Source organism: Halohasta sp. A2 (assembly GCF_056175805.1).
Genome location: NZ_JAQFWV010000028.1, coordinates 19,193 through 38,055, shown reverse-complemented (window position 1 = coordinate 38,055; position 18,863 = coordinate 19,193). Strand labels below are relative to the sequence as shown.

The 18,863-nt window shown below is 58.7% G+C and carries 22 protein-coding genes and 1 tRNA gene; 11 read left to right on the top strand and 12 right to left on the bottom strand.

What is annotated here, in order from left to right; translation table 11 throughout:
• Nucleotides 1-465 precede the first annotated feature (465 nt).
• The 3 genes from O2S87_RS10000 to O2S87_RS09990 all read left to right on the top strand — a co-directional run bounded on the left by O2S87_RS10000 (nt 466) and on the right by O2S87_RS09990 (nt 3,297).
• Complete coding sequence (locus O2S87_RS10000) at nt 466-870, top strand: hypothetical protein (RefSeq protein ID WP_475408652.1); 405 nt, start codon at nt 466-468, stop codon at nt 868-870.
• Between the two features lie 104 nt (nt 871-974).
• A complete protein-coding gene (locus O2S87_RS09995) occupies nt 975-1,148 on the top strand; it encodes a twin-arginine translocase TatA/TatE family subunit (protein ID WP_475408651.1) in 174 nt (57 codons plus the stop codon).
• Between the two features lies 1 nt (nt 1,149).
• Nucleotides 1,150-3,297, top strand: coding sequence for a twin-arginine translocase subunit TatC (locus O2S87_RS09990; RefSeq protein WP_475408650.1), 2,148 nt, complete (start codon nt 1,150-1,152; stop codon nt 3,295-3,297).
• A 44-nt stretch (nt 3,298-3,341) separates the two neighbouring features.
• Here O2S87_RS09990 and O2S87_RS09985 read toward each other — a convergent pair whose 3' ends face one another.
• Nucleotides 3,342-3,923, bottom strand: a complete 582-nt coding sequence (locus O2S87_RS09985; RefSeq protein WP_475408649.1) for a phage holin family protein — start codon at nt 3,921-3,923, stop codon at nt 3,342-3,344.
• 130 nt (nt 3,924-4,053) lie between these two features.
• Complete coding sequence (locus O2S87_RS09980) at nt 4,054-4,278, bottom strand: hypothetical protein (protein WP_475408648.1); 225 nt, start codon at nt 4,276-4,278, stop codon at nt 4,054-4,056.
• A 177-nt stretch (nt 4,279-4,455) separates the two neighbouring features.
• Between O2S87_RS09980 and O2S87_RS09975 the strand changes: the two genes are divergently transcribed.
• Together O2S87_RS09975 and O2S87_RS09970 are read left to right on the top strand one after the other, a co-directional pair.
• The gene (locus O2S87_RS09975) at nt 4,456-4,830 is read left to right on the top strand and encodes a hypothetical protein (RefSeq protein ID WP_475408647.1); all 375 of its coding nucleotides are present in this window, start codon (nt 4,456-4,458) and stop codon (nt 4,828-4,830) included.
• 109 nt (nt 4,831-4,939) lie between these two features.
• Nucleotides 4,940-5,158 carry a hypothetical protein gene (locus tag O2S87_RS09970; RefSeq protein WP_475408646.1) on the top strand — a complete coding sequence of 73 codons (219 nt, stop codon included), beginning with the start codon at nt 4,940-4,942 and terminating at the stop codon, nt 5,156-5,158.
• A gap of 296 nt (nt 5,159-5,454) precedes the next feature.
• On the opposite strand, the gene O2S87_RS09965 is transcribed toward O2S87_RS09970, so the two are convergent.
• The 6 genes from O2S87_RS09965 to O2S87_RS09940 form a co-directional block, all read right to left on the bottom strand.
• Complete coding sequence (locus O2S87_RS09965; RefSeq protein ID WP_475408645.1) at nt 5,455-6,705, bottom strand: hypothetical protein; 1,251 nt, start codon at nt 6,703-6,705, stop codon at nt 5,455-5,457.
• A complete protein-coding gene (locus O2S87_RS09960) occupies nt 6,702-7,283 on the bottom strand; it encodes a hypothetical protein (protein WP_475408644.1) in 582 nt (193 codons plus the stop codon). The genes O2S87_RS09965 and O2S87_RS09960 overlap by 4 nt, the downstream gene beginning before the upstream one ends.
• 251 nt (nt 7,284-7,534) lie before the next feature.
• Nucleotides 7,535-8,221 carry a DUF8063 family protein gene (locus tag O2S87_RS09955; protein ID WP_475408643.1) on the bottom strand — a complete coding sequence of 229 codons (687 nt, stop codon included), beginning with the start codon at nt 8,219-8,221 and terminating at the stop codon, nt 7,535-7,537.
• 7 nt (nt 8,222-8,228) lie between these two features.
• Nucleotides 8,229-8,447 carry a hypothetical protein gene (locus O2S87_RS09950; protein ID WP_475408642.1) on the bottom strand — a complete coding sequence of 73 codons (219 nt, stop codon included), beginning with the start codon at nt 8,445-8,447 and terminating at the stop codon, nt 8,229-8,231.
• A gap of 56 nt (nt 8,448-8,503) precedes the next feature.
• Entirely contained in the window at nt 8,504-10,684 is a 2,181-nt protein-coding gene (locus tag O2S87_RS09945; protein ID WP_475408641.1) for an Env/VP5 family phage fusion protein, read from the bottom strand.
• A gap of 74 nt (nt 10,685-10,758) precedes the next feature.
• Nucleotides 10,759-10,950 carry a hypothetical protein gene (locus O2S87_RS09940; protein WP_475408640.1) on the bottom strand — a complete coding sequence of 64 codons (192 nt, stop codon included), beginning with the start codon at nt 10,948-10,950 and terminating at the stop codon, nt 10,759-10,761.
• 132 nt (nt 10,951-11,082) lie between these two features.
• Here O2S87_RS09940 and O2S87_RS09935 point away from each other — a divergent pair, with 132 nt between their 5' ends.
• On the top strand, nt 11,083-11,673 hold the full coding sequence (locus tag O2S87_RS09935) for a hypothetical protein (RefSeq protein WP_475408639.1): 591 nt from the start codon (nt 11,083-11,085) through the stop codon (nt 11,671-11,673).
• Between the two features lie 53 nt (nt 11,674-11,726).
• Here O2S87_RS09935 and O2S87_RS09930 read toward each other — a convergent pair whose 3' ends face one another.
• Both O2S87_RS09930 and O2S87_RS09925 read right to left on the bottom strand, forming a co-directional pair.
• Nucleotides 11,727-13,097, bottom strand: coding sequence for a carboxypeptidase regulatory-like domain-containing protein (locus tag O2S87_RS09930; protein ID WP_475408638.1), 1,371 nt, complete (start codon nt 13,095-13,097; stop codon nt 11,727-11,729).
• A 284-nt stretch (nt 13,098-13,381) separates the two neighbouring features.
• Nucleotides 13,382-13,456 (bottom strand) — tRNA-Arg (locus O2S87_RS09925).
• 132 nt (nt 13,457-13,588) lie between these two features.
• Between O2S87_RS09925 and O2S87_RS09920 the strand changes: the two genes are divergently transcribed.
• The 3 genes from O2S87_RS09920 (at nt 13,589) to O2S87_RS09910 (ending at nt 15,679) form a co-directional block, all read left to right on the top strand.
• A complete protein-coding gene (locus O2S87_RS09920) occupies nt 13,589-14,440 on the top strand; it encodes a geranylgeranylglycerol-phosphate geranylgeranyltransferase (RefSeq protein ID WP_475408637.1) in 852 nt (283 codons plus the stop codon).
• Nucleotides 14,441-14,592: 152 nt separating this feature from the next.
• On the top strand, nt 14,593-15,204 hold the full coding sequence (locus O2S87_RS09915; RefSeq protein WP_475408636.1) for an RAD55 family ATPase: 612 nt from the start codon (nt 14,593-14,595) through the stop codon (nt 15,202-15,204).
• A 49-nt stretch (nt 15,205-15,253) separates the two neighbouring features.
• Nucleotides 15,254-15,679, top strand: coding sequence for a CoA-binding protein (locus O2S87_RS09910; RefSeq protein ID WP_475408635.1), 426 nt, complete (start codon nt 15,254-15,256; stop codon nt 15,677-15,679).
• 7 nt (nt 15,680-15,686) lie between these two features.
• On the opposite strand, the gene O2S87_RS09905 is transcribed toward O2S87_RS09910, so the two are convergent.
• The gene (locus O2S87_RS09905) at nt 15,687-16,004 is read right to left on the bottom strand and encodes a DUF5798 family protein (protein WP_475408634.1); all 318 of its coding nucleotides are present in this window, start codon (nt 16,002-16,004) and stop codon (nt 15,687-15,689) included.
• Nucleotides 16,005-16,116: 112 nt separating this feature from the next.
• Here O2S87_RS09905 and surE point away from each other — a divergent pair, with 112 nt between their 5' ends.
• On the top strand, nt 16,117-16,920 hold the full coding sequence (gene surE / locus O2S87_RS09900) for a 5'/3'-nucleotidase SurE (protein WP_475408633.1): 804 nt from the start codon (nt 16,117-16,119) through the stop codon (nt 16,918-16,920).
• Nucleotides 16,921-16,930: 10 nt separating this feature from the next.
• On the opposite strand, the gene O2S87_RS09895 is transcribed toward surE, so the two are convergent.
• Nucleotides 16,931-18,016 (bottom strand): NAD(P)/FAD-dependent oxidoreductase, encoded by a 1,086-nt coding sequence (locus O2S87_RS09895; protein ID WP_475408632.1) that lies wholly within the window; start codon nt 18,014-18,016, stop codon nt 16,931-16,933.
• A 152-nt stretch (nt 18,017-18,168) separates the two neighbouring features.
• Here O2S87_RS09895 and O2S87_RS09890 point away from each other — a divergent pair, with 152 nt between their 5' ends.
• Complete coding sequence (locus tag O2S87_RS09890) at nt 18,169-18,840, top strand: class I SAM-dependent methyltransferase (RefSeq protein ID WP_475408631.1); 672 nt, start codon at nt 18,169-18,171, stop codon at nt 18,838-18,840.
• Nucleotides 18,841-18,863 lie beyond the last annotated feature (23 nt).

The following is an 18,863-nucleotide window of genomic DNA, read 5'->3' as shown; positions in this document are numbered from 1 at the left end:
AGCGCAAGCGGAGTGGTCGTTGTTTTCGGCGACGCACAACCTGTTGAAGCTGTGGCGGTCCGGCCGAGGGCCGGATGGCCACGAAGTAGCAGACACGATCGCCAGATAGCTGAGTTTGCCTCTCTTTGTGTCAACGCTGCTGGATCGGTTGAGCAAATTATACTGCGGTGTCTTCGACCGATATCGATGACTGAGAGTGTGAGAATTCTTAGACAGGCTCACACACATACTGTATTTGTACAAATATTGCAGAGTCTACACGAGACCGTGAGAGACTCTCAGCATCAAACGCGACCAATCACTCCCGTAACCTTGACGATTGCCGAGAATCGCTTGTGAGCCGGGTCTGTGTGGACGTATGCTTCTCAACGAGTCTACGCACGCGGGTGATGCGACCAAGAGACGGCAAATGATGACCCCTCGGGACGGTGCCCTTATGTCGTCCCCGGGACAACGGATTGATGGATGACGGAAAAACCATCCCACGACGTTGCAGATACAGTACAGGCGGCTGCTGAAGCCGCACTCGACGACCTCGACAACGCAATCTATGAGGTGGCCGACGAGTACCACGTCTCACCTCACGACCTCCGCGCCGCCGTTCGTCGGCGGTTGGAGCACACGGGCGAGTTGGCCGGCGGCTACCTCCGCGGGCCGCGAGTTGCGGATCGTGACTCGTTTGCGGTCGTCGATTCAGAGTCGGATCGCGAGTTAGAGATCACGTGGGCCGAGATCGAGGATTTGGTGGAAGGCACCGTGCTGGATACGAAGGTCTTCGTTGTGATGGTTCACGAGGTCTTTGGCCGCGCTACGGAAAAGAAAATCAGCGGTGTGCCGGTCGCCGTCCCCGTCGCCGGCGACGACGAGTAGTTCACCGAGGTTCCCGTTTTCTTTTTCATCGTCACCGACAATGTCGCTGGCAACTCCTGTCGGGCGTTATACATATCAGTGTTCGGGTATTAATAACGGGTGTAATGTTTGGCGGCCCAGAGATCATAGCAATCGTATTAGTAATCGGCCTTTTGTTCGGCGCAAAAAAGATACCTGAACTGGCCCGCAACATCGGGAGAGCGAAGGAGGAAGTGCGCCGCGGGCAGAAGGAAGCAGAGCAAGAGATCAAGGAACTGGAGAAAACCGTGGAAGAATGAGATGTGGAGTCGTGTCGAACAGTCTGTTGACAACATTCGTAACGTCGCGTTAGTCTTTCTTTTCGCGTTCCTTGGAGCGTTCTTCGGGTTGGAGAGCGGAGGTTGGCAGTTGCTAACTGAGCAACTGATTCCGGATGGCGCCGAGATTATCGCCTCGACACCGTTCGAGGTTCTGAGTGTGCAAGTCAGGATCGCGATTCTGGCTGGTCTTCTCGCTGCGCTTCCCGTCGTCGCTTATCATTTAGCCCCGCGGTTGGTCAAGGACGGTGGCCGGCGTCGAACGTGGTTGATTATTGTAGCCACTTGTGTGTCTCTGTCGACGGTTGCAGTGGCTTACAGCGTCGTGTTGTTCATTCCCCTCGTGTCGGGTTTTCTTGCGGATCACGCGGCTGCTGCGGGTGTTTCCGTGACGTTCACAGTGGCTGACTGGTTGGGTTTCGTTCTGGTTTCAATAGTTGGGATATCAGCTGCCGCCCAGTTGCCGGTGATCGTCTCGTTGCTCGTGCGGTCGGGAGTGGTTCGGTATGCCGTTCTCGTGGAACACTGGAGGCACGCTGTGGTCTTGATTATGGTGTTGTCGGCGGCGTTGACCCCTCCAGACCCGCTTTCGCAGGCCCTTTTCGCGCTGCCGATGGCGTCATTGTACGGCTTGTCATTGGGCGTGGCAAGGGTTGTTTCCGACGACCGTCACGTCGAGTCTTCAGCGGAGCGAGTCGGTGGCGTCGAGGATGTGCCGGAGTTCGAGCTTCCGACTGTCGGGGAGGACGGCGTGCTACACCACGTGTTGTTCGTCTTGCAATCGCTGCGGTCTAGATCCGTCCACATCGCGGCAGTTTTCCTCGCGGGGTTCACCGCCGCGTTCAGCTCGGTGTACGGCGGTTTTGTCAGCGTTACCCCCGATGGATTGTCGATCTTGCATCCCGTTGAGCTCCTCGTCTTCCAGTTACAGTTGGCCGTTCTCGGCGGCGTGTTGATGACTGTGCCTGTTGCTGCGTGGGTCGCGTGGCCTGATGTCGCTTTAAAGTATGGGTTTGGCGTGGATAGACGGCTGGTAGCAGCCGCGTTCGCCTGTGCGTCGGTGGGTATCGCGGTTGCGGGGGTGATCGCCGCGTTGGTAACGCCGTCGGTTCTCACCGCGCTTACAACCGGATTCGGTGACGCTGGCGTCGAGTTTTCGGTGCGCGTAGGGTCTTACGCGTCGCTGTTCTTCGTGGTTTTCGCGGTGGTAACTGGGATGATGTTGTTGCCGGCGTCGGTGCCGTTGGTAAGGCGGGCGTCAACTCCCCGGATCTCGCTGCGAGACAAGTGGCGTGAGGGGTTGGCGGTGCTGTTCGTCGTCGAGACCTTCGTGGCGCCTCTGCACGTCGTTTTGCTGGTTGCGGCGGTAGTCGCCGGGGTGTCTGGCGTCGCGTTGCTCGTGCGTGGGTATCTGCCTGAGGCGCCGGCGGATCTAGACGATGAACAGCCGCTTTCCGAGCATTGGCGGGAGGCGGTGGCGCGTTGGGGTGTCGTGTTCGCCGGCGGCGTCGCGGTTGCGGTCGCAGTCGCGCCGTTTGCGGATCAACTGTTCAACGCGGTGTGGCGGCACTTGTTCCCCGGAGGCGGAGTCGAACCGCACGGGTATGGGGCGTTGGAGTTGTGGTACGCGCGCATCCTGATAGTGTCACTCGTGACTGGGGTCGCGGTGTTGCCGCTCGCCGTCTACCAATTGTACCGGTATCTCAGACCGGGTCTCGTCGAGCGGGAGCGTCGGTTTTTCCTCTTCGCCGTGCCGGGTTCGACGGTGCTGGCGTTGCTGGGGGCAGCGGTCGCTCTTGTGGCCGTTGCTCCCCCGTTGATGAGCAGTATGGTTGCCTACTCGGCGGAGGCTTCTACACCGGCATTTGGGTTGAGCGAGACGCTTGTATCGACTTTGGTGATTGTGGCCGTCTTCTGCGCGGCGTTCGAGCTGCCCCTACTGCTTGTCGGGGCGGTTCGGTTCGGCGTTGTCCACGTTGATTGGCTCCGAGAGCGGCGGATGATGGCTTGGATGGTGCTTGCTGGCGTCGGGTGGATGGCTGCGCCGGATCCCGTCAGCCTCTTCCCTTGGGTGCTTTCCGCGCTTCTCGTCGGGTTATTCGAGGCGACGATATTCGTTCTCGACAGGTAAATTCAGAATCCGCAGTAGTCGCATCCGCTCGGTAATTGAGTAGATCACCGCTGCTCTCGAAGCAGTTCTTTTTTCGGCGCCGACTCTGCCGGTTCGTCGAGATCCATTACGGAGTCGACGCTGGTCTCGAAGTCGGTGAGTGTGATCTCGCCGTCGATGTACGCACTGCGGAGATCTTCCATACTTCGGAGGTAGTCGTTGTTGAGGATATCTCGCTTGACTTGTTCGCGTCGGATTGGGTTTGCCGTCCAGTATGCGATCTGGTTCGACTGCCAGATTAGGATGAAGCCTAAGAGACAGATTGTCAGCCCGACGACGGCACCTGTTCCGGCGTGGTTTGATAGCAATGCTCCAGTAAGGGCTACTATGTGACCGGTCATCTCCCGCCCATCTTTGGTATCGGATGGTGGCAAGCGTGGGTCGTGGCCGTCGCAGTTGCGGCAGTAGTGGGTTTCGAGCGGGACGGTTTGTGTCGAGTCGGTGAGGGGGTTGCCGTCGATCGGGATAGAAAGCGCGCTGTATCCGTATTTTGCGGCTTGTTTGTGCGTTATTTGGTGTCGTACCACGCGGTAGTCGTCGCTTTTGCCGATCTCGTCGCCACACTCGTTGCTGTGTAATCGTTGCACGGTTATATATAATATATTTGACTTTTTACACCGATCGCCCGTGGGGTTGTGATTCGGCGTCGCGGTAGTCGTCGGGCACGGTCAACGAGGATATCATTCTGTCTCTCGAAGGCTTCGATTTGATTGCGGGTCATCGCTGATCACCCGCGTTGTGCGAGTCGTCGACTAAGTCGTAGACTCCGTGCCCGACTCGGGCGATCTCGTCGCGCTCGTCCAAGGTTCGGAGTAGGTCGTAGACGCGTGACGCGGATAGGTCGCTGACTTTCGGGTGTCGGCAGATCATCGATGCTGTGGCTCGTCCTCCGAGGTCTTTGATGGCGGTGAGAACGTCGTCGTGCCGTGTGTGACCGTTCATCAATTTTCTGTTGTGTTTATTCATTCCTCTTAATATTGATATGTTTTAACTAGGTAAATGAGTTACGCGCGTGGGGGTGTGTAACAGCGGTATACGTGTTAAGCAGATGTTTTAAGATGGTTAATGCAACCCCCTCACCCGGTTAGTTTAAATTTACAAGTGTATTACTGTTGATTGATGGGTACGCAGACAGCCCTGACGAACAGTACAGAAGATTCAACCTTTGCCGAAGTCGCGTCTAGCGACCCGGAAGAGTACGCGGAATACGTCCTCGGGCTTGCACTCCGTGTCCACAAAGCGCGCACCACCATCAGGCGACATCGCGGATCGATCGTTGATGTCGATTGGTGCGATCCGGTTCGTGTCGCGCGGCGGGTTAGTATCCCGCTCCCCGTTGGCGAGCACGTCGTCGAAGAGCGCGAAGTCTCCGCAGGCGTTGATCGGCACGACGACGAGCACACGACTACCGTCGAGATTGGCGTGATCAGACTCCCGGGAGGCTACACGGTCGAGATTGGCGAGATGGGGGTCAGAGTTGAGGCGCCCGAGTAGGCGCGGATCGCGACGGCAAGCAATCTATCCCGTGCTGGTTTGCGTGAGACGGTGGTTCGATTCCATCGACGGGACGTTCCCCGGATTCTGCCGGGGGTGACAATATAAAATGACTGACGAAAACGACACTGACATCGACATCGACGAAGTTTGGCTGCTAGAGGATTCCGACCTCCGCACCGTCGTGGTTCACGCGACTTCGGCGGCATCTGCGCGTGAGAAGGTCGCTGAAGAGCTTGGTGATGACTACGCGTCGACTCTCTATCGGCTGGGACGTGTGAGCGAATTCATCAACGAAGATTGGGACGTTAACGTTACGGTAGCTTAGTATTCGTTATCGACTTCCAGTTCTTCTTTTCGCGTTTGACGGTAAGGATCTAGACCGAGACCGAGTATAATCGCTGTACGGCAGCGTAGTGTAAATCTACTGGGTGCTGAGAACCCTCGAAGTGTAAATCTGAACGAGGTCACCACCGTGCAGTCTTGCGATTATCTCGTTTACACTTTACACCGACACCCTGACTACACACGCGTAGCGCACGCACGCGAAGTTCCGGGAGCATTTAGCGTGGTAATTATGGGACGTTGACGGTGTGGACGCCAGTGAGGAAGAGTGTAAATCGGTCAGAAGTCGATGAGTTGCTCGCCGGCGGATACTGCCTTCGCCGCTCCGCCTGCGGAAGCATACCCGAGCGCGGCGGCCACGTCGTCGAACGTGGTGGAGTCGTGGGCGTTGTAGAGTAGGTAGGCGACCGCCTGCTTGAACTGGGGGTTGTCGAGGCTGTACGCGCTCCCCGCTTCGCCAGCATCGTCTTGATACCGCTCCCAGTCGTCGACCAGCCTACCGTGCTGGATCTGCTCTCCGGGAGCCTGCAAGTCCATCTGGATGCTCGAGAAGTAGTTCGTGGGCGTCGCGAACGGGCTGCTGTCGGGGATATCCTGCATACCGCGTACGCGGTACTTGGCGTCCTCGCTTTGATAGTCCTGCCACGACGCGTAGACGTCCATCTTGTCGATGAGACCTTCATCGACCTTCCCCGCCGCGCTGAAGACGACGTCGGCCTGTGTGCGGATCATCTTGGCGATGTCCACGTCGTTCTGGTGGCCTACGATGAGCGACCGCACGCCGCCTCCAGCACCCTTTCTCAAGGCGTTGATGACGGGGCCGATTTGCTCGATGGCGTCTGTTCCTCCGAGCTGGCTGTAGCCTGCAAGGTTCGTACTGGCTTCGTCGAGATTCAAGAGTACGTCGACGTCGGCGTTCTGGGCCTCCCAGAGGATTTCCGACCACTGCTCGGTGAAGACGCCGTTCTCAATCGTGCCGGCGATCTCGTTCGCGTCAGTTCGCCACGGGTGAGTATCGCCGTCGCCGCCGTGGTCGAGGTAGTCGAGGCGTTCGGCCTTCTTCAACTGGCCGAGGGGTAGGCCCTTGTACGGCACGTTCGTGATGATTTTCAAGTCACACTCGAAGACCTCTTCCCAGAGCATCCGGGTGATGTCGGCCATTTTGACCGTCTTACCCGACCCTTTAGGGCCGCGCAGCAAGCCCATTTGCGCCGCTGGACGCATCTCATCGATCACAAGGTCGTACCCCGTCGCGTCCTTCCGCGACGATGTGAGACCGCTGAGGTGCGACATTGCGGGCGTGTGTCCCTGTGTGACGGCGCGGCGTGTGTGCCGGGAGACTTCGCGTTCAAGGATCTGCTGATAGTCGTCGCTGTCGGTGCCGTCGGGGTGGAAGCGTTTGATCCGGAGTAACAGGTCTTGCGTGTCGGGATCCACGAGACCAGCGTCGACTAGCATTGGGATGTCGATCTCTCCCCTGACGATCATATCTCTTAGCTTGCCCGCGCTGTACCCGGGGTTATCCGTCATTGGTCATCATCGCCGTCGCCGGCGGAACCGTTGCTGTTACTATTTGAGAACCCGCGGAACTGTTCAGCGGCTTCCTCGACGTCTTCCATATCGCCCTGTGGGTTGTACATCGACCACTCGCTTGGATCCTCACCAATTTCCACGATTAGCTCCCGGGCGAGCAGTTCGTCGTCGCTCGCTGCGTCATCCAGTTCCTCGACCTCTGCGCGCACTTGGGCTATCTGGCGGTCGATTTGGCCCATAACGACCCCGGTATCCATCGATCCCTTTTCAGCGAGCGTACGCATCTCGTTCTCGTAGTAGTCCTGCGCGGCTGCTTCGACCATCGTTGTCCACTTGCTCAAGATGTAGTTCGCTAGCCTGACCTTGTGACGCCACGAGGATCTGACCCGGTGAACGACGTTGTCGTGCGTTTCGATCTCAGAGTCGCTGGCTTCACCGCGCCACGAAGACCAGATTCGCAGTTCGTACTTGTCTTCGTCCCAGTCTAGTTTGCGTACCTCCCAAACGTCTCTCTTGGGCCAGTGGACGGCTTCACCGTCGACTTCTTCGCGGGCGTCCCAGATGGATTGCGGCACGAGCCACGGCCAGAGGACTTTACGCTCGGTATCGATCTCGAATACTCGCTCGAGTGGGGGTTGGTCAGGTTCTCCGATTTTTGTGCCAACTATCCAGCTGATAGGGCCAATCAAGAGGGCGCCAAAAGTTAGATCCCAGACCCACGGTGGAATGCTGTACCATCCCATCAGCCAACCGCCGATGAGTAGGGAGATGGATACGCCGGCGACAGTGCGACCGCCACTACGTTTGACGCGATCTAATACTCCCGTCATTGGTTACCACCCCGGGAGAAGGGCGAGATTGGTGCGTTGATCGTCTCACGCTTTTTAACCGTGTATCCCGCTAATCCCGCGAATACGAGCGCGAGTGCGGATCCACCGATGAACGCCATATCGGTGCTGAGTGCCTGTATAATGCTGGTGTCTCCACCATCCGAGTCGCTGATGACAGTGCCGCGCTGCGTGCCATTGTCGTCCCACGAGACGGCTACTGCGTTCGCTTCGTCAGATGATGTTGTCGGGATTGTTATCGTGCTCTCACCAGCGTCCACATCTTGCATTTCAGGCTCGATTGCGAAGTTGGAGTCTTCACCGGCGGCAAAGACGGAGACGTCTTGCGTTTGGAGGGTGCGTTCCTCGCTTGACCAGATTTCGAGCGTCGCCTCGGAGTCGCCTAGATCTGACTCAACGACGTAGAGTTCGTCAGCGACGATTTCGCGTTGGTAATCCGACGGGGGTTCGCCTGCCCCGTCTTCATCCTCTTCATCTTCTTCGTCACCGCCGCGGAGGGGGTCGTCTTCAGGATCCGTGCTGTTCCCATCCCCATCTTCTTGCGCGGCTACTGGGGCCGCTGAGACGGCTATAAGACCGACAGCGACGACCATAGCGAAGACTGCGAGGATGACGATGAGGATCGCCTTACGCTCGTGTACCGTGTAGGATTGTGTTCGCATCATTGTTCTATCACCGGGGATCGATCTGGTCTACAAGGCGGCGTTCCGCCTCCTCGAGGATCATTTCAATCGCCATATTTACGACGTCTTCAGGTGTGTAACCATATACGACGAATGCGATTCCGAAACCGACGAGTAGCAGCATCAGGATCGACATTAGGCTGTCGAGGATCGCCTGCACAACCGCCGAAATGGGGCCTGCAAGCAGTTTGAGTAACATCGGTAGCATTACTTACATATAATTATTCTGACTAGAAAGGTGCTGCGGGCGCGGGGGTCGCCGGGTCAGTTAGACCGACCGAAGATCCACGCCGCGATGAGGGCGACAATACCCCCACCGATCCACTTCCGATCTATGTCTTCGAGCTCGTCGCTCCCGGGGATACTGACCCCGCTCCCGCTTTCGACCGCGTCGTCGAACTGCTCCTGCGTACGTGCGTCGCCGTCGGCCTGTCTGTCCATCTCCTCATCCGACCGTTCAGGCGTGCTCGTGCGCTCGCTGAACCGCTCGTAAAGCAGTTCATCGTCGGGTGCATCCTCCGGCAGTTCGTCCTCCTCCACGTCGATCTCCGTGACCTCAAACGCGCTGTTGAGGAAAGCGGCATCACCCACTTCGTCGCCGTCCTCCTCGAGGATCACGCCGCTGTTGAAGGCGTCACTGCTGATCTCCTCGTCAACCGGTAGGTGTGTAACAGTCGTCACGCCCTCGAAGTCCCGGTAAACCTCGATATCGTCACTCTCCACCTCATCGTCAAGGGTTACCGTAATCTCGCCCTTGACATCGTGATCGCCGGCGTACGGGTCGTCAACTTCATCGACTTCATCGACGACATCGCTGAACTCGAGGCGCGCCCAATCGTCCCCATCGTCATACGCGTCGTCATCTGTCGGATCAGCCCCCGCCGCAACGATCCACTCCATCAGGTACCCGTCGTCCTCGGTCGGCTCTTCCTCAAGTTTGTCTATACTGCGATCGTCCAGCGTGAGCGTTACCTCCGTCTCCTCGTCGTCACTGTCGTACGACGTATCCTCGACGCTGTACTCCCACGACTTCAGGTAATCTGAGTCGAGATCAAGGAGTAGGACGCCCTCTTCTTCTCCGTCGTCGTCTTCGATCCGGGCGGTACCGGTCACGTCTTCAGCGTTCACGGCCATCCCGCCTTGGATAAACTCCGCGACTTTACGGCCCAGAGTTTCGCTTCCATATTCACGCACGAGGTCGTCTCCCGACAGGATTTCGATGCTTTCGGCGTCACCGGCGTCGTACTCGTCGAACACTTTCTCGACGTAATCCGGGATGTCCTCCATTACTTGGTCGTGGTAGTCCCACATCGTCTCGATGATCGCATCCCAGAAATCCGTGTCGTAGATACGGATATCTCCATCACCATCGTCGTACGGATCCGTGATTTTGTACTGATCGTCGTACTCGAAACTTTCGCTGAAACTGACCTCTTCAGCACTCCAGTCATCGTTTATCTCGTAGGGTGCGAAATCATCGTCGACGAAGTCGTCACTGGGCGAATCAGAGGAGACACTGGGGTAATCGACTACCTCACTACCGGGCGCGTAGAGGATCGAGTACTGGGTGGTGTTACTGCCGCTTTGTCGCCCAAATCCGAGATAAGCTACCTCCACGTCCATCTCACGCCCATCCGGGAGTTCGATCTCGACCTGTGATCGGGTATCGGAGTACTCAGGTATGTCGTCTTCACTCACATCGCTCCCAAAGCCCTCCGAAGCAGAGTACCTCCCGACACTACCCTCGTAAACGTCCTCCTCACTGAAATCATCGTCGACGAGCGTTTTCCGCCAGAGTACGTAACGCTCGTGTTCCATCTCGCGGCAGTACTTGTTCCAGCTCTCCAAGATTGTCTCAATCCTGTCGCTGATGAATTCACTGGCGACGTCTTGCACTTCTCCACGAGCTTCCGCGAGGTCGACATCGTCTTGCCGCTGGCTAAACGTCTCGGAGCGGATCTTACTCCAGACGTATGACCCGAGTACGCCGCTTTCATCGGGGGCTTCGATTACCCCTTCGTATTCTCTCGCGAGCGTCTCCTCGGTGCCCTTCTCGCCATCCACGCCGTTGTAGACCGACTGATGCGCCGAGTCACGCGTCGCCTCCTCGAACTCGTCTTCGTCTATCCTTCCATCTTTGCTTCTGAAGTATTCGTTTGCGGCGGCGCCGGTGGCCATTGCGCCAGCGATCACGCCGGCGGCGACGATGGGAGCGACGGCTTTCGATTCACCTATCGGGCCGCTGGCTCCGAGCTTGTCGGCGGCTATTTGTGCACCGGGTGGGGCCGCAGCAGCCGCTCCACCCGCCGCTGCAAGTTGCAAGACTCGACGGCGGGATATATCCGGGCCTACCGTGCGATATAGACGCTTCTCGCCGTCATCGCTGGCGGGTTGTTCGTCGTTCGATTCTGGTTCTGGTTCTGGGTCGTTCTGTTCTCCGTCCATTTTCCTGTGATAAAATGTGGTGCGTCTGAGGCTGTTCTAACGCCGATACTCTCGCGTCGCGTTCGCTCGCGGATCTAGATCAGGTCAAAATGATCGTTCAGCGAGACGAATGCCACGCCTACGAGCGTCAATGCACCCAGTTCGGGCGCAGCGTCGTGCATCTCCGAAGTGTATTGCAGGATCCCCTCATCGAAGGCGATCTGTGCGACCCCTTCGATCGCGGCGTAGCCGCTGAGGAGGAGTCCAGTCATTTGATTCCGTGCCATATTGCACGAGATACTAATGTCAGGTAGAATATACGTCTGATGCGCGAGCGCTGCGCGGCCCCTGTACGCGGCCTTTACACCCACCCATTTTAGCTATATGTTTATCAGTATACATATAATATATCTGACTGAATGGCAACAGTCGCCATACAAGACGTACTGCAACGCGGAATCGAACCCGCCGAATTCTGCCCCGTGATCAACCTCAGCGAAGACGATCTCCAAGTCGCAAGTGAAGTCGCCGCTGGCCGCGCCGGTACTGGCTACGAACGGATCCGCAGTCTCCGCGACGGCACGGTCACCAACGTCCACGAAGCCCATCTACGCGGCGTTCTCGGGGAGTTAGCGGCGGCGAAGTACTACCGACCTACCGACTACATCGACGCCATTGACGACACTGTTAGCTACTCTGGCGACGATGGTGACGACCTACACCTTGACGGCTACTCAGTGGACGTCAAAACCGTTCAATGGGGGTACAAAAAAGGTAAAACGCCGCTCCTAAAAATCGAAGAACGGCATCACCCACAATCGTGCGACCACTACCTTCTCGTCGAACAGATAGATCGCCTCACGTACCGAATCGTCGGGCACATCCCACAGCAAAACATTGAGACAGTCGGCGTTCGAGTCGGCCCGGGCGAAGAGTACCGCGGCTTCCGAAGCAGCGCGAACAACATCGTCGTCGAACCTGAGCATCTCAACATCCGTTTTTCCGCGTAGACTCCTCTACGAGGCGTGAAAGCTGTTTTAGAAGGCTATACAGTGAGCGGTTGTTACCGCTTCCGACCGCCGGCGCTACCGCCCGAAGCGATGAGCAACCCGCCAGCGAGGAGCGCAACGATGCCAACGATAACGCGCGGATCCGCATCTCCGCCGTCACCACCGCCGATAATGCCGCCGTCGCTCGACTCGTCAAGCTCCGCATCCACGGTCTCGTCGTCACCGTCAACCTCGACGTCGTCGGAGTCGAATGCCTCGTAGTCGTCAGCGTCCACTTCGACGGTGTAGTCGCCGTCAGTCACGTCGACCGCGTACTCGCCGTCTCCGTCGGATTCGACGGTCTCAACGGTTTCATCCTCATCGTCAAGGATCTCGATTTCTGCGTCTTCGATCGCGTCCTCGTCGGAATCCGTGACCTCACCGTCGATCGTGTGTTCCGCGTCAGAAAGCTCGAAGTCTTCAGTGCGGTCGTCGTCCATCGTCAGCGACTCACTGTCGCCCTGATAATCGCTGGCGGATACCTCGATGTCAACATCCGTGTCGTGATCGAGCTTATCGTAGTCGTACTCGCCGTCGCTGTCGGTGTCGACGCTGTCAATTTCTTCGTCTTCGTCGCTATCGACGACGGTTACTTCTGCGTCCTCGATCGCGTCGCCGTCCTCGTCTTCTACGACACCATCAATGGACTGGAACGATGTCAAAGAGATGTCTTCCGTCACGTCTCCGTCTTCGATCGTGACATCAGCCTCTGTACCGCTGTAATCGTCAGTCCCGTCGACGATGAGCGTGTAGTCGCCTGTCGCGCCGTCCCCGAAGTCGTACTCGCCGTCGCTGTCGGTGGTTGCAGTGTCGACTTCTTCTCCGTCTTCGTCTTCCAGCGTGACATCAGCGTCTTCCACGCTGGAGTCGCCGTCGGTCTCGGTCAACTGACCGCTGAGGCCATACATAGGCTCCTCAAAATCGACGCTGGTCGAGTGCTCCTCTTCATCCGTATTGAGCAGCACGTCAGCGTCGACGGTCTCAGCGTCGTCAGGGTTGTCTACGCCAGAGACGAAAAGGTCGAATTGGTCGTCTTCGGGCATATCCTCCGCCGAGTCCAGTTCGACGGTGATTTCTTCTTCCCCAACGTCACTAGTCGAGACGTCTACCTCATCCCCACTGTCGTTCTCCAACGTTACGTCGCCGTCCTCAACGTCAGATGCGTCTAGCCCGGCTACGTCCTCGTATTCGATCGTGATTTCGTCGAGTTCGTCGTCAGTAAGGTCGCCTTCTCCGGTGATCTCGAATTCGTGGTCGACGGATTCGGCGCCCGCTTCAGGATCATCAGGATCCCACGTCGATGATGCGGCTGCCATCCCCGATCCGCCAATGACAAGCATCGCGGAGACGAGCAGCGCGATTAGTACGTTTACTGTTCTCTTCATTTTGCACGTGCGACTAGTGTCACGCTGCTTAAACTTCTGATGCGCGAGTGCTGCGCCCACCCCCTTCGCAACCGTCCATCCGCCCATCTGAGGAGTTGGTAAACGATGATTCTCGCCGGCGGATCTATAAGTTGCTGGACTATGTTGGCTGTTATAACCGCGTCAAGGCGTGGATGCGCGACCCGCTCCGGTGCGGAATGCGACACCCAAACGAAGCCTGTAGTTAAATAAGACCCCCGACACCGCCGCCACGTACCGTGGATTCCGACTAAATTTCGCGGGTATGGGCGCTGCAGGATTTGAACCCGCGGCAACTTGGTCCGAAGCCAAGCACTCTGTCCAGGCTGAGCTAAGCGCCCGCATTCGATTGTATCGAACCTGCAATAATAAGAGCGTCGGTCGACCCGTCCCCAGTCGACTGCTCACATACGACAAAAGAGGCCGACCGACGATCCGGGTGGTTTATTCACAACGACTGATGACCGAGCAGTATGGCAACGTTGATCGACCGCGGCCGGGCCTGTCTCGATCTCACGCGGCCAGCAAACGCCATCTCGGCCGGGGCGCTCACCTTCATAGGTGCATTCGTCGCCGGTGGTGTGAGCGCCGCTCCCGAGGCCGTCGGCGCCGCCGTCATCGCGACGATCGCCGCGACTGGCGGCGGGAACGCAATCAACGACTACTTCGATCGGGAGATCGACGCGATCAACCAGCCCGCTCGACCGATCCCCCGTGGGGATCTCTCGACGCGCGGCGCGCTGTGGTTCAGTCTCGTTTTGTTCGGTGTCGCCACCGCTGCCGCCCTGACACTCCCGTTCGCGGCGGTTGCAATCGCCGTGTTCAACTTCGTCGCGCTCGTGGCTTACACGGAGTTTTTCAAAGGACTCCCCGGAGTTGGAAACGTGCTCGTGGGGTATCTAACCGGGAGTACGTTCCTGTTCGGCGGCGCAGCCGTCGACCGGCCGTTGGGTGCAGTCGTGCTGTTTGGCCTTGCAGCAATCGCCACGCTCACTCGGGAGATCGTCAAAGACGTTGAGGACATCGCAGGCGACCGCGAGGAGGGGCTTCAGACGCTGCCGATCGTCATCGGCGAACGGCCTGCACTGCTGGTCGGTGTTGGCGCAATGGTCGTGGCGGTCGCTGCGAGTGCATGGCCCTACTTGACCGGCACCTTCGGCGTCGTCTATCTTGCCATCGTTGGTCCGGCAGATCTGGTGATGCTTGGGTCGAGCCTTCGGGCGTTTTCCGAGCCATCGGAGAGTCAGCGATGGCTCAAACGAGGGATGCTACTCGCGGCGGTCGCGTTTGTCGTGGGGCGATGGGGAACCGTAAGTGGCGGGTGACTCGCTCGTACCGGCGAAACCCCCAAACAACACAATCAAAACAAATATTAGCCGCAACCGGCATAATCAATTCAGTCGATGATTCCCGGACCGCTGGACCGACATTCGAGTACGAACCACACGAGCTACTGGCTATCTCAGGAGCTGCGGTAATGTATACGCTTACACCAGATCTCGATACGGAAGTCCTTCCAGGAACAAACATTCTGATTTCGGGGCCGCCACTGACAGGCAAACGATCACTTGCGCTCGATATTCTTGCAGCCGGCGTCGACAACGATGAGGGTGCGATAATCGTCACGACAAAAGATAGCGCAACCCGCGTGTTGGCCGATTTCGCCCGCAGAACCGAGTATGAAGGCCGACCGGTCGCCGTCGTCGACTGTGTCACCCGCCAGCAGGGCGTCGGCGAGGTTCGCGAGGACAAACGAATCAAATACACCTCCTCGCCGGTCGATATGACCGGAATCGGAATCAAGCTCTCGGAGTTCCTCCAGGCGTTCCACCAGGATCAAGGAATCAAGCGCAACCGGATCATGGTTCACTCACTGTCGACGCTGTTGATGTATGCGGATCTCCAGACCGTCTTCCGGTTTCTCCACGTCTTTACCGGCCGGATTCAGACCGTCGACGGGCTGGGCGTGTTCTGTATCGATTCGACATCGCACGACGAGCAGGCAATGAACACCCTGACCCAGCTGTTCGACGGTGTTATTCGGATGTCGGAAGACGAGCCGCCGGAGATCCGGTTGGCGACCGCGTAGCCGACCCGCCCCGGGAATACTTTTGCAGCGTGCGCTCGAGCACCTAGGTATGCCTGTCTCTGACGACACGACGCTACGTAACCTGCTTGAACTGAATCGCATTGCCGTCGTCGGCTGTTCGAGTACGCCCGGCAAAGCCGCCCACGAGATTCCAGCCTACCTCCAGCGACACGGCTACGAGGTCGTCCCAGTCAACCCGTTTGCCGACGAAATCCTCGGCGAACCCGCCGTCGACTCGCTCAGCGAAGTCGACGGCGAGATCGATCTCGTCGACGTGTTCCGCCCCAGTGAGGAAGTTGCAGGCATCGTCGACGAGACACTCGATCGGAAAGCGGCCGAAGACGACGTGGAGGCGATCTGGCTCCAACTCGACATTCACGATGATGCTGCAGTCGAACGGGCCGAAGACGCCGGGCTCACCGTGGTCGAAGATCGGTGTATGAAGGTCGAACACCAACGGTTAGTGGGTGAGTAACGATCCCCTAGGCTTGTGGATCTGGGCTCTCGGCGTCGCCTGCGGAACTGGCTTCAGCGTCGCGTTCGAGGCTGGCTTCGGCATCAGTGATGTGGGCCTCCGCAGAGACTGCTTCGAGATCGATATCGAGTTCGGTCGCGACCGCTTCGAGAATCGCGCGCTGTTCGACGATCTCGGTTTCGAGTGTCCGAACGCGGTCACCGGTGTCTTGGACCGTGGTTTGGGTGGTTTCGACCTGCTCGCGGATTTCATTGAGCCGGGTGTACATCTTTTCAGCAGTGTCTGCTAACATCTGGATCTTCTTCGTGGTGCTTCCGAGTCCCATACAGTTCAATGAGTGTCCGCCTTTGTGTCCTTTGTGGCTTCGAGAGCGAGTCGACGCCTTCGAGAGGCTCACAGGGCCGAGCACTTTTCGTCCCGCCCTTCCTGACACCGGTATGGACGGGCCACGGATGCTGCTGACGAACGACGATGGGATCGACAGCGTCGGCTTTCGCGCGCTCTACGACGGACTGTCGACGCTTGGCGAGGTGGTCGCAGTCGCGCCCGGTGACGATCAGAGTTCGGTTGGACGGTCGATCTCACACGCCGTCGACATCCGCGAGCACGAACTCGGCTACGAGGTCGATGGAACGCCGGTCGACTGCGTCATCGCCGGGCTCGGCACGCTTTGTCCCGATGTCGACCTCGTGGTCTCGGGCTGCAACAAGGGAGCCAACATCGGGGCCTACGTGCTCGGACGATCAGGAACGGTCAGCGCGGCGGTCGAGGCCGCCTTTTTCGAGGTTCCGGCGATCTCCGTCTCCTTATATATCGATGCCGGAGGCGACTGGCAGCAGCTCGCCACCGAACCCGAGGACTTCCGACACGCGACCGCCGCAACCCGGTATCTCGTCGACCATGCGGGCGAGGCGGGCGTGTTTGAGGCCGCCGACTACTTGAATGTGAACGTACCGTACATCGAGACCGGATCGGGCGTCATCGAGCCGACCGAGATGGTCGTCACCCACCCGTCGACGCGTTACGAGATGGGCGCAACACGTGACGGTGGGCGGGTTGATTTGCAGGATAACATCTGGGAGATGATGCGCTCGGGGTCGATTGCCGACCCGGAAGGAACCGACCGCCGCGCGGTGGCAGAAGGCCAGATCAGCGTCTCGCCACTGACGGCCCCGCACTCGACCGAACGACATTCGGCGCTCGATCAACTCGCGGACACATACAACGTCGAAGAACCGTAGAGAAACCGTGTTAGTCGTCGGATTCGGCCGCTGCGGTGTCACTGCTGGCTGCCGCTGTCTTCGCGCGAATGCGTTCAAGTTCTTCGAGGTAGGCGTCGGCGTCCATCGCGGCCTGACAGCCCATCCCCGCGGCCGTCACGGCCTGCTGGTAGTGGAAGTCGACCACGTCACCGGCCCCAAAGAGGCCGTCGACCGCCGTCGCAGTCTGATTGCCGCCCTCGCCGCCGAGGGTTTTTAAATAGCCTTCTTCGTCAGTGTCGACATCGGTGCCTTCCAGATAGTCGGTGTTCGGCGTGTGACCGATGGCGTAGAAGACCGCGCCCGCGTCGAACTCGAACTCCTCGGTCTCTGGATCATCGAGTTTGTCGGTCGGGTGGCCCTCTGGATGCCGGACCATCGTTACCGAGTCGACGCCCTCCTCGCGACTGCCGTGGAGTTCGATGGCCTCGGTGTTGCGAAGGATCTCGATCTCGCCTGCGTCGACCTTGTCCATGATGCGGTCGATCCAGACGTCCTCGGCGCGGAACTCCTCGCGGCGATGAACGATGTACACCGTCGAGGCGAATTTGGTGAGGAAGTGGGCCTCTTCCATGGCAGCGTCGCCGCCGCCGATAACGACGATCTTCTCGTCGCGGAAGAACGCGCCGTCACAGGTCGCACAGGTCGACAGCCCGTAGCCCATCAGATCTTCCTCGCCCGGAATGCCGAGCGTGCGCGCGCTCGCCCCGGAGGCGGCGATCACGGCGTCGGCGGTGTAGACGTCGCCATTGGAAAGGGTGATCCGGAACTGGCGGTCGGTGCCCTCGCCTTCAGCGTCGACTGATTCGAGAACGCCGTTTTTCGTATCCGCGCCGAACTGCTCGGCCTGCTGCTTCATATTATTTATAAGCTCGGGCCCGGAGATGCCCTCCGGGAAGCCCGGATAGTTCTCGACATCGGTAGTCAGTGTGAGCTGGCCACCGGGTTCGTCACCTTCGAGGACGAGCGGGTTGTTGTTCGATCGAGCCGCATAGATGGCGGCGGTAAGTCCAGAAATACCGGTTCCGGCGATCACCAACGGTCGGTGTTCGACGACTGCGTCTGACTTGGTCGACATGGCTGTGGCTACGAACAGGAATCGTATGTAGGTTGTGCTGTGTCCCGAACGTGCCGGAACCTCCGTATCAACCGTGAGTCACAGACGCTTTCGAACCTCCGTATCAACCGTGAGTCACAGACGCTTTCAGGTGCCGACGCCGACGCAGTGGTATGACCGCTGAGGACCCGCCCGCCCAAGACCTCCAAGCCGTCTACGACCGGATCGCCGATCACTTCTCGAAAACACGGGAGTACGCCTGGCCGGAGGTTGAGTCGTTTATACACGACGAGGTCGACCGCTGTGGCTCGCTCAATCTCACCCTCGATCTCGGCTGTGGCAACGGTCGACACGCCCAGGCGCTCGCTGAATCTGGTGCGGAGGTCATTGGCCTCGATGTGAGCCGCGGCCTGTTGGCCGAGGCCCGACAGCGGGCTGACGAACGTGAGTTCAGTGTCGACCTCGTCCACGGCGATGCATCCCGGCTTCCATTTATAAATAATCAATTCTCACAGGTAGTCTATGTCGCCACACTCCACCATCTCCGCACGCGTGAGGCTCGTCGGCGGGGCCTCTCGGAGGTCGGCCGGGTGCTGGCTCCCGGCGGTCGAGCGCTCGTCTCGGTGTGGAGCACGGCCCACGACCGGTTTGATGCGACCGAGGGGTTCGATACGACCGTCGACTGGACGTTGCCGGGCGGCACACAGGTGGGTCGCTACTACCACATCTACGACCCCGACGAGTTCCGTGCGGATCTGGACGCCGCTGCAGTCGAGGTGGTCGACTGTCGCGTATCGAGCGGCAACTGCTATGCGGTAGTTGCGCCGCCTGTGCGTGTATTGTAACCGGGGCGCACAACTGTGAAGTA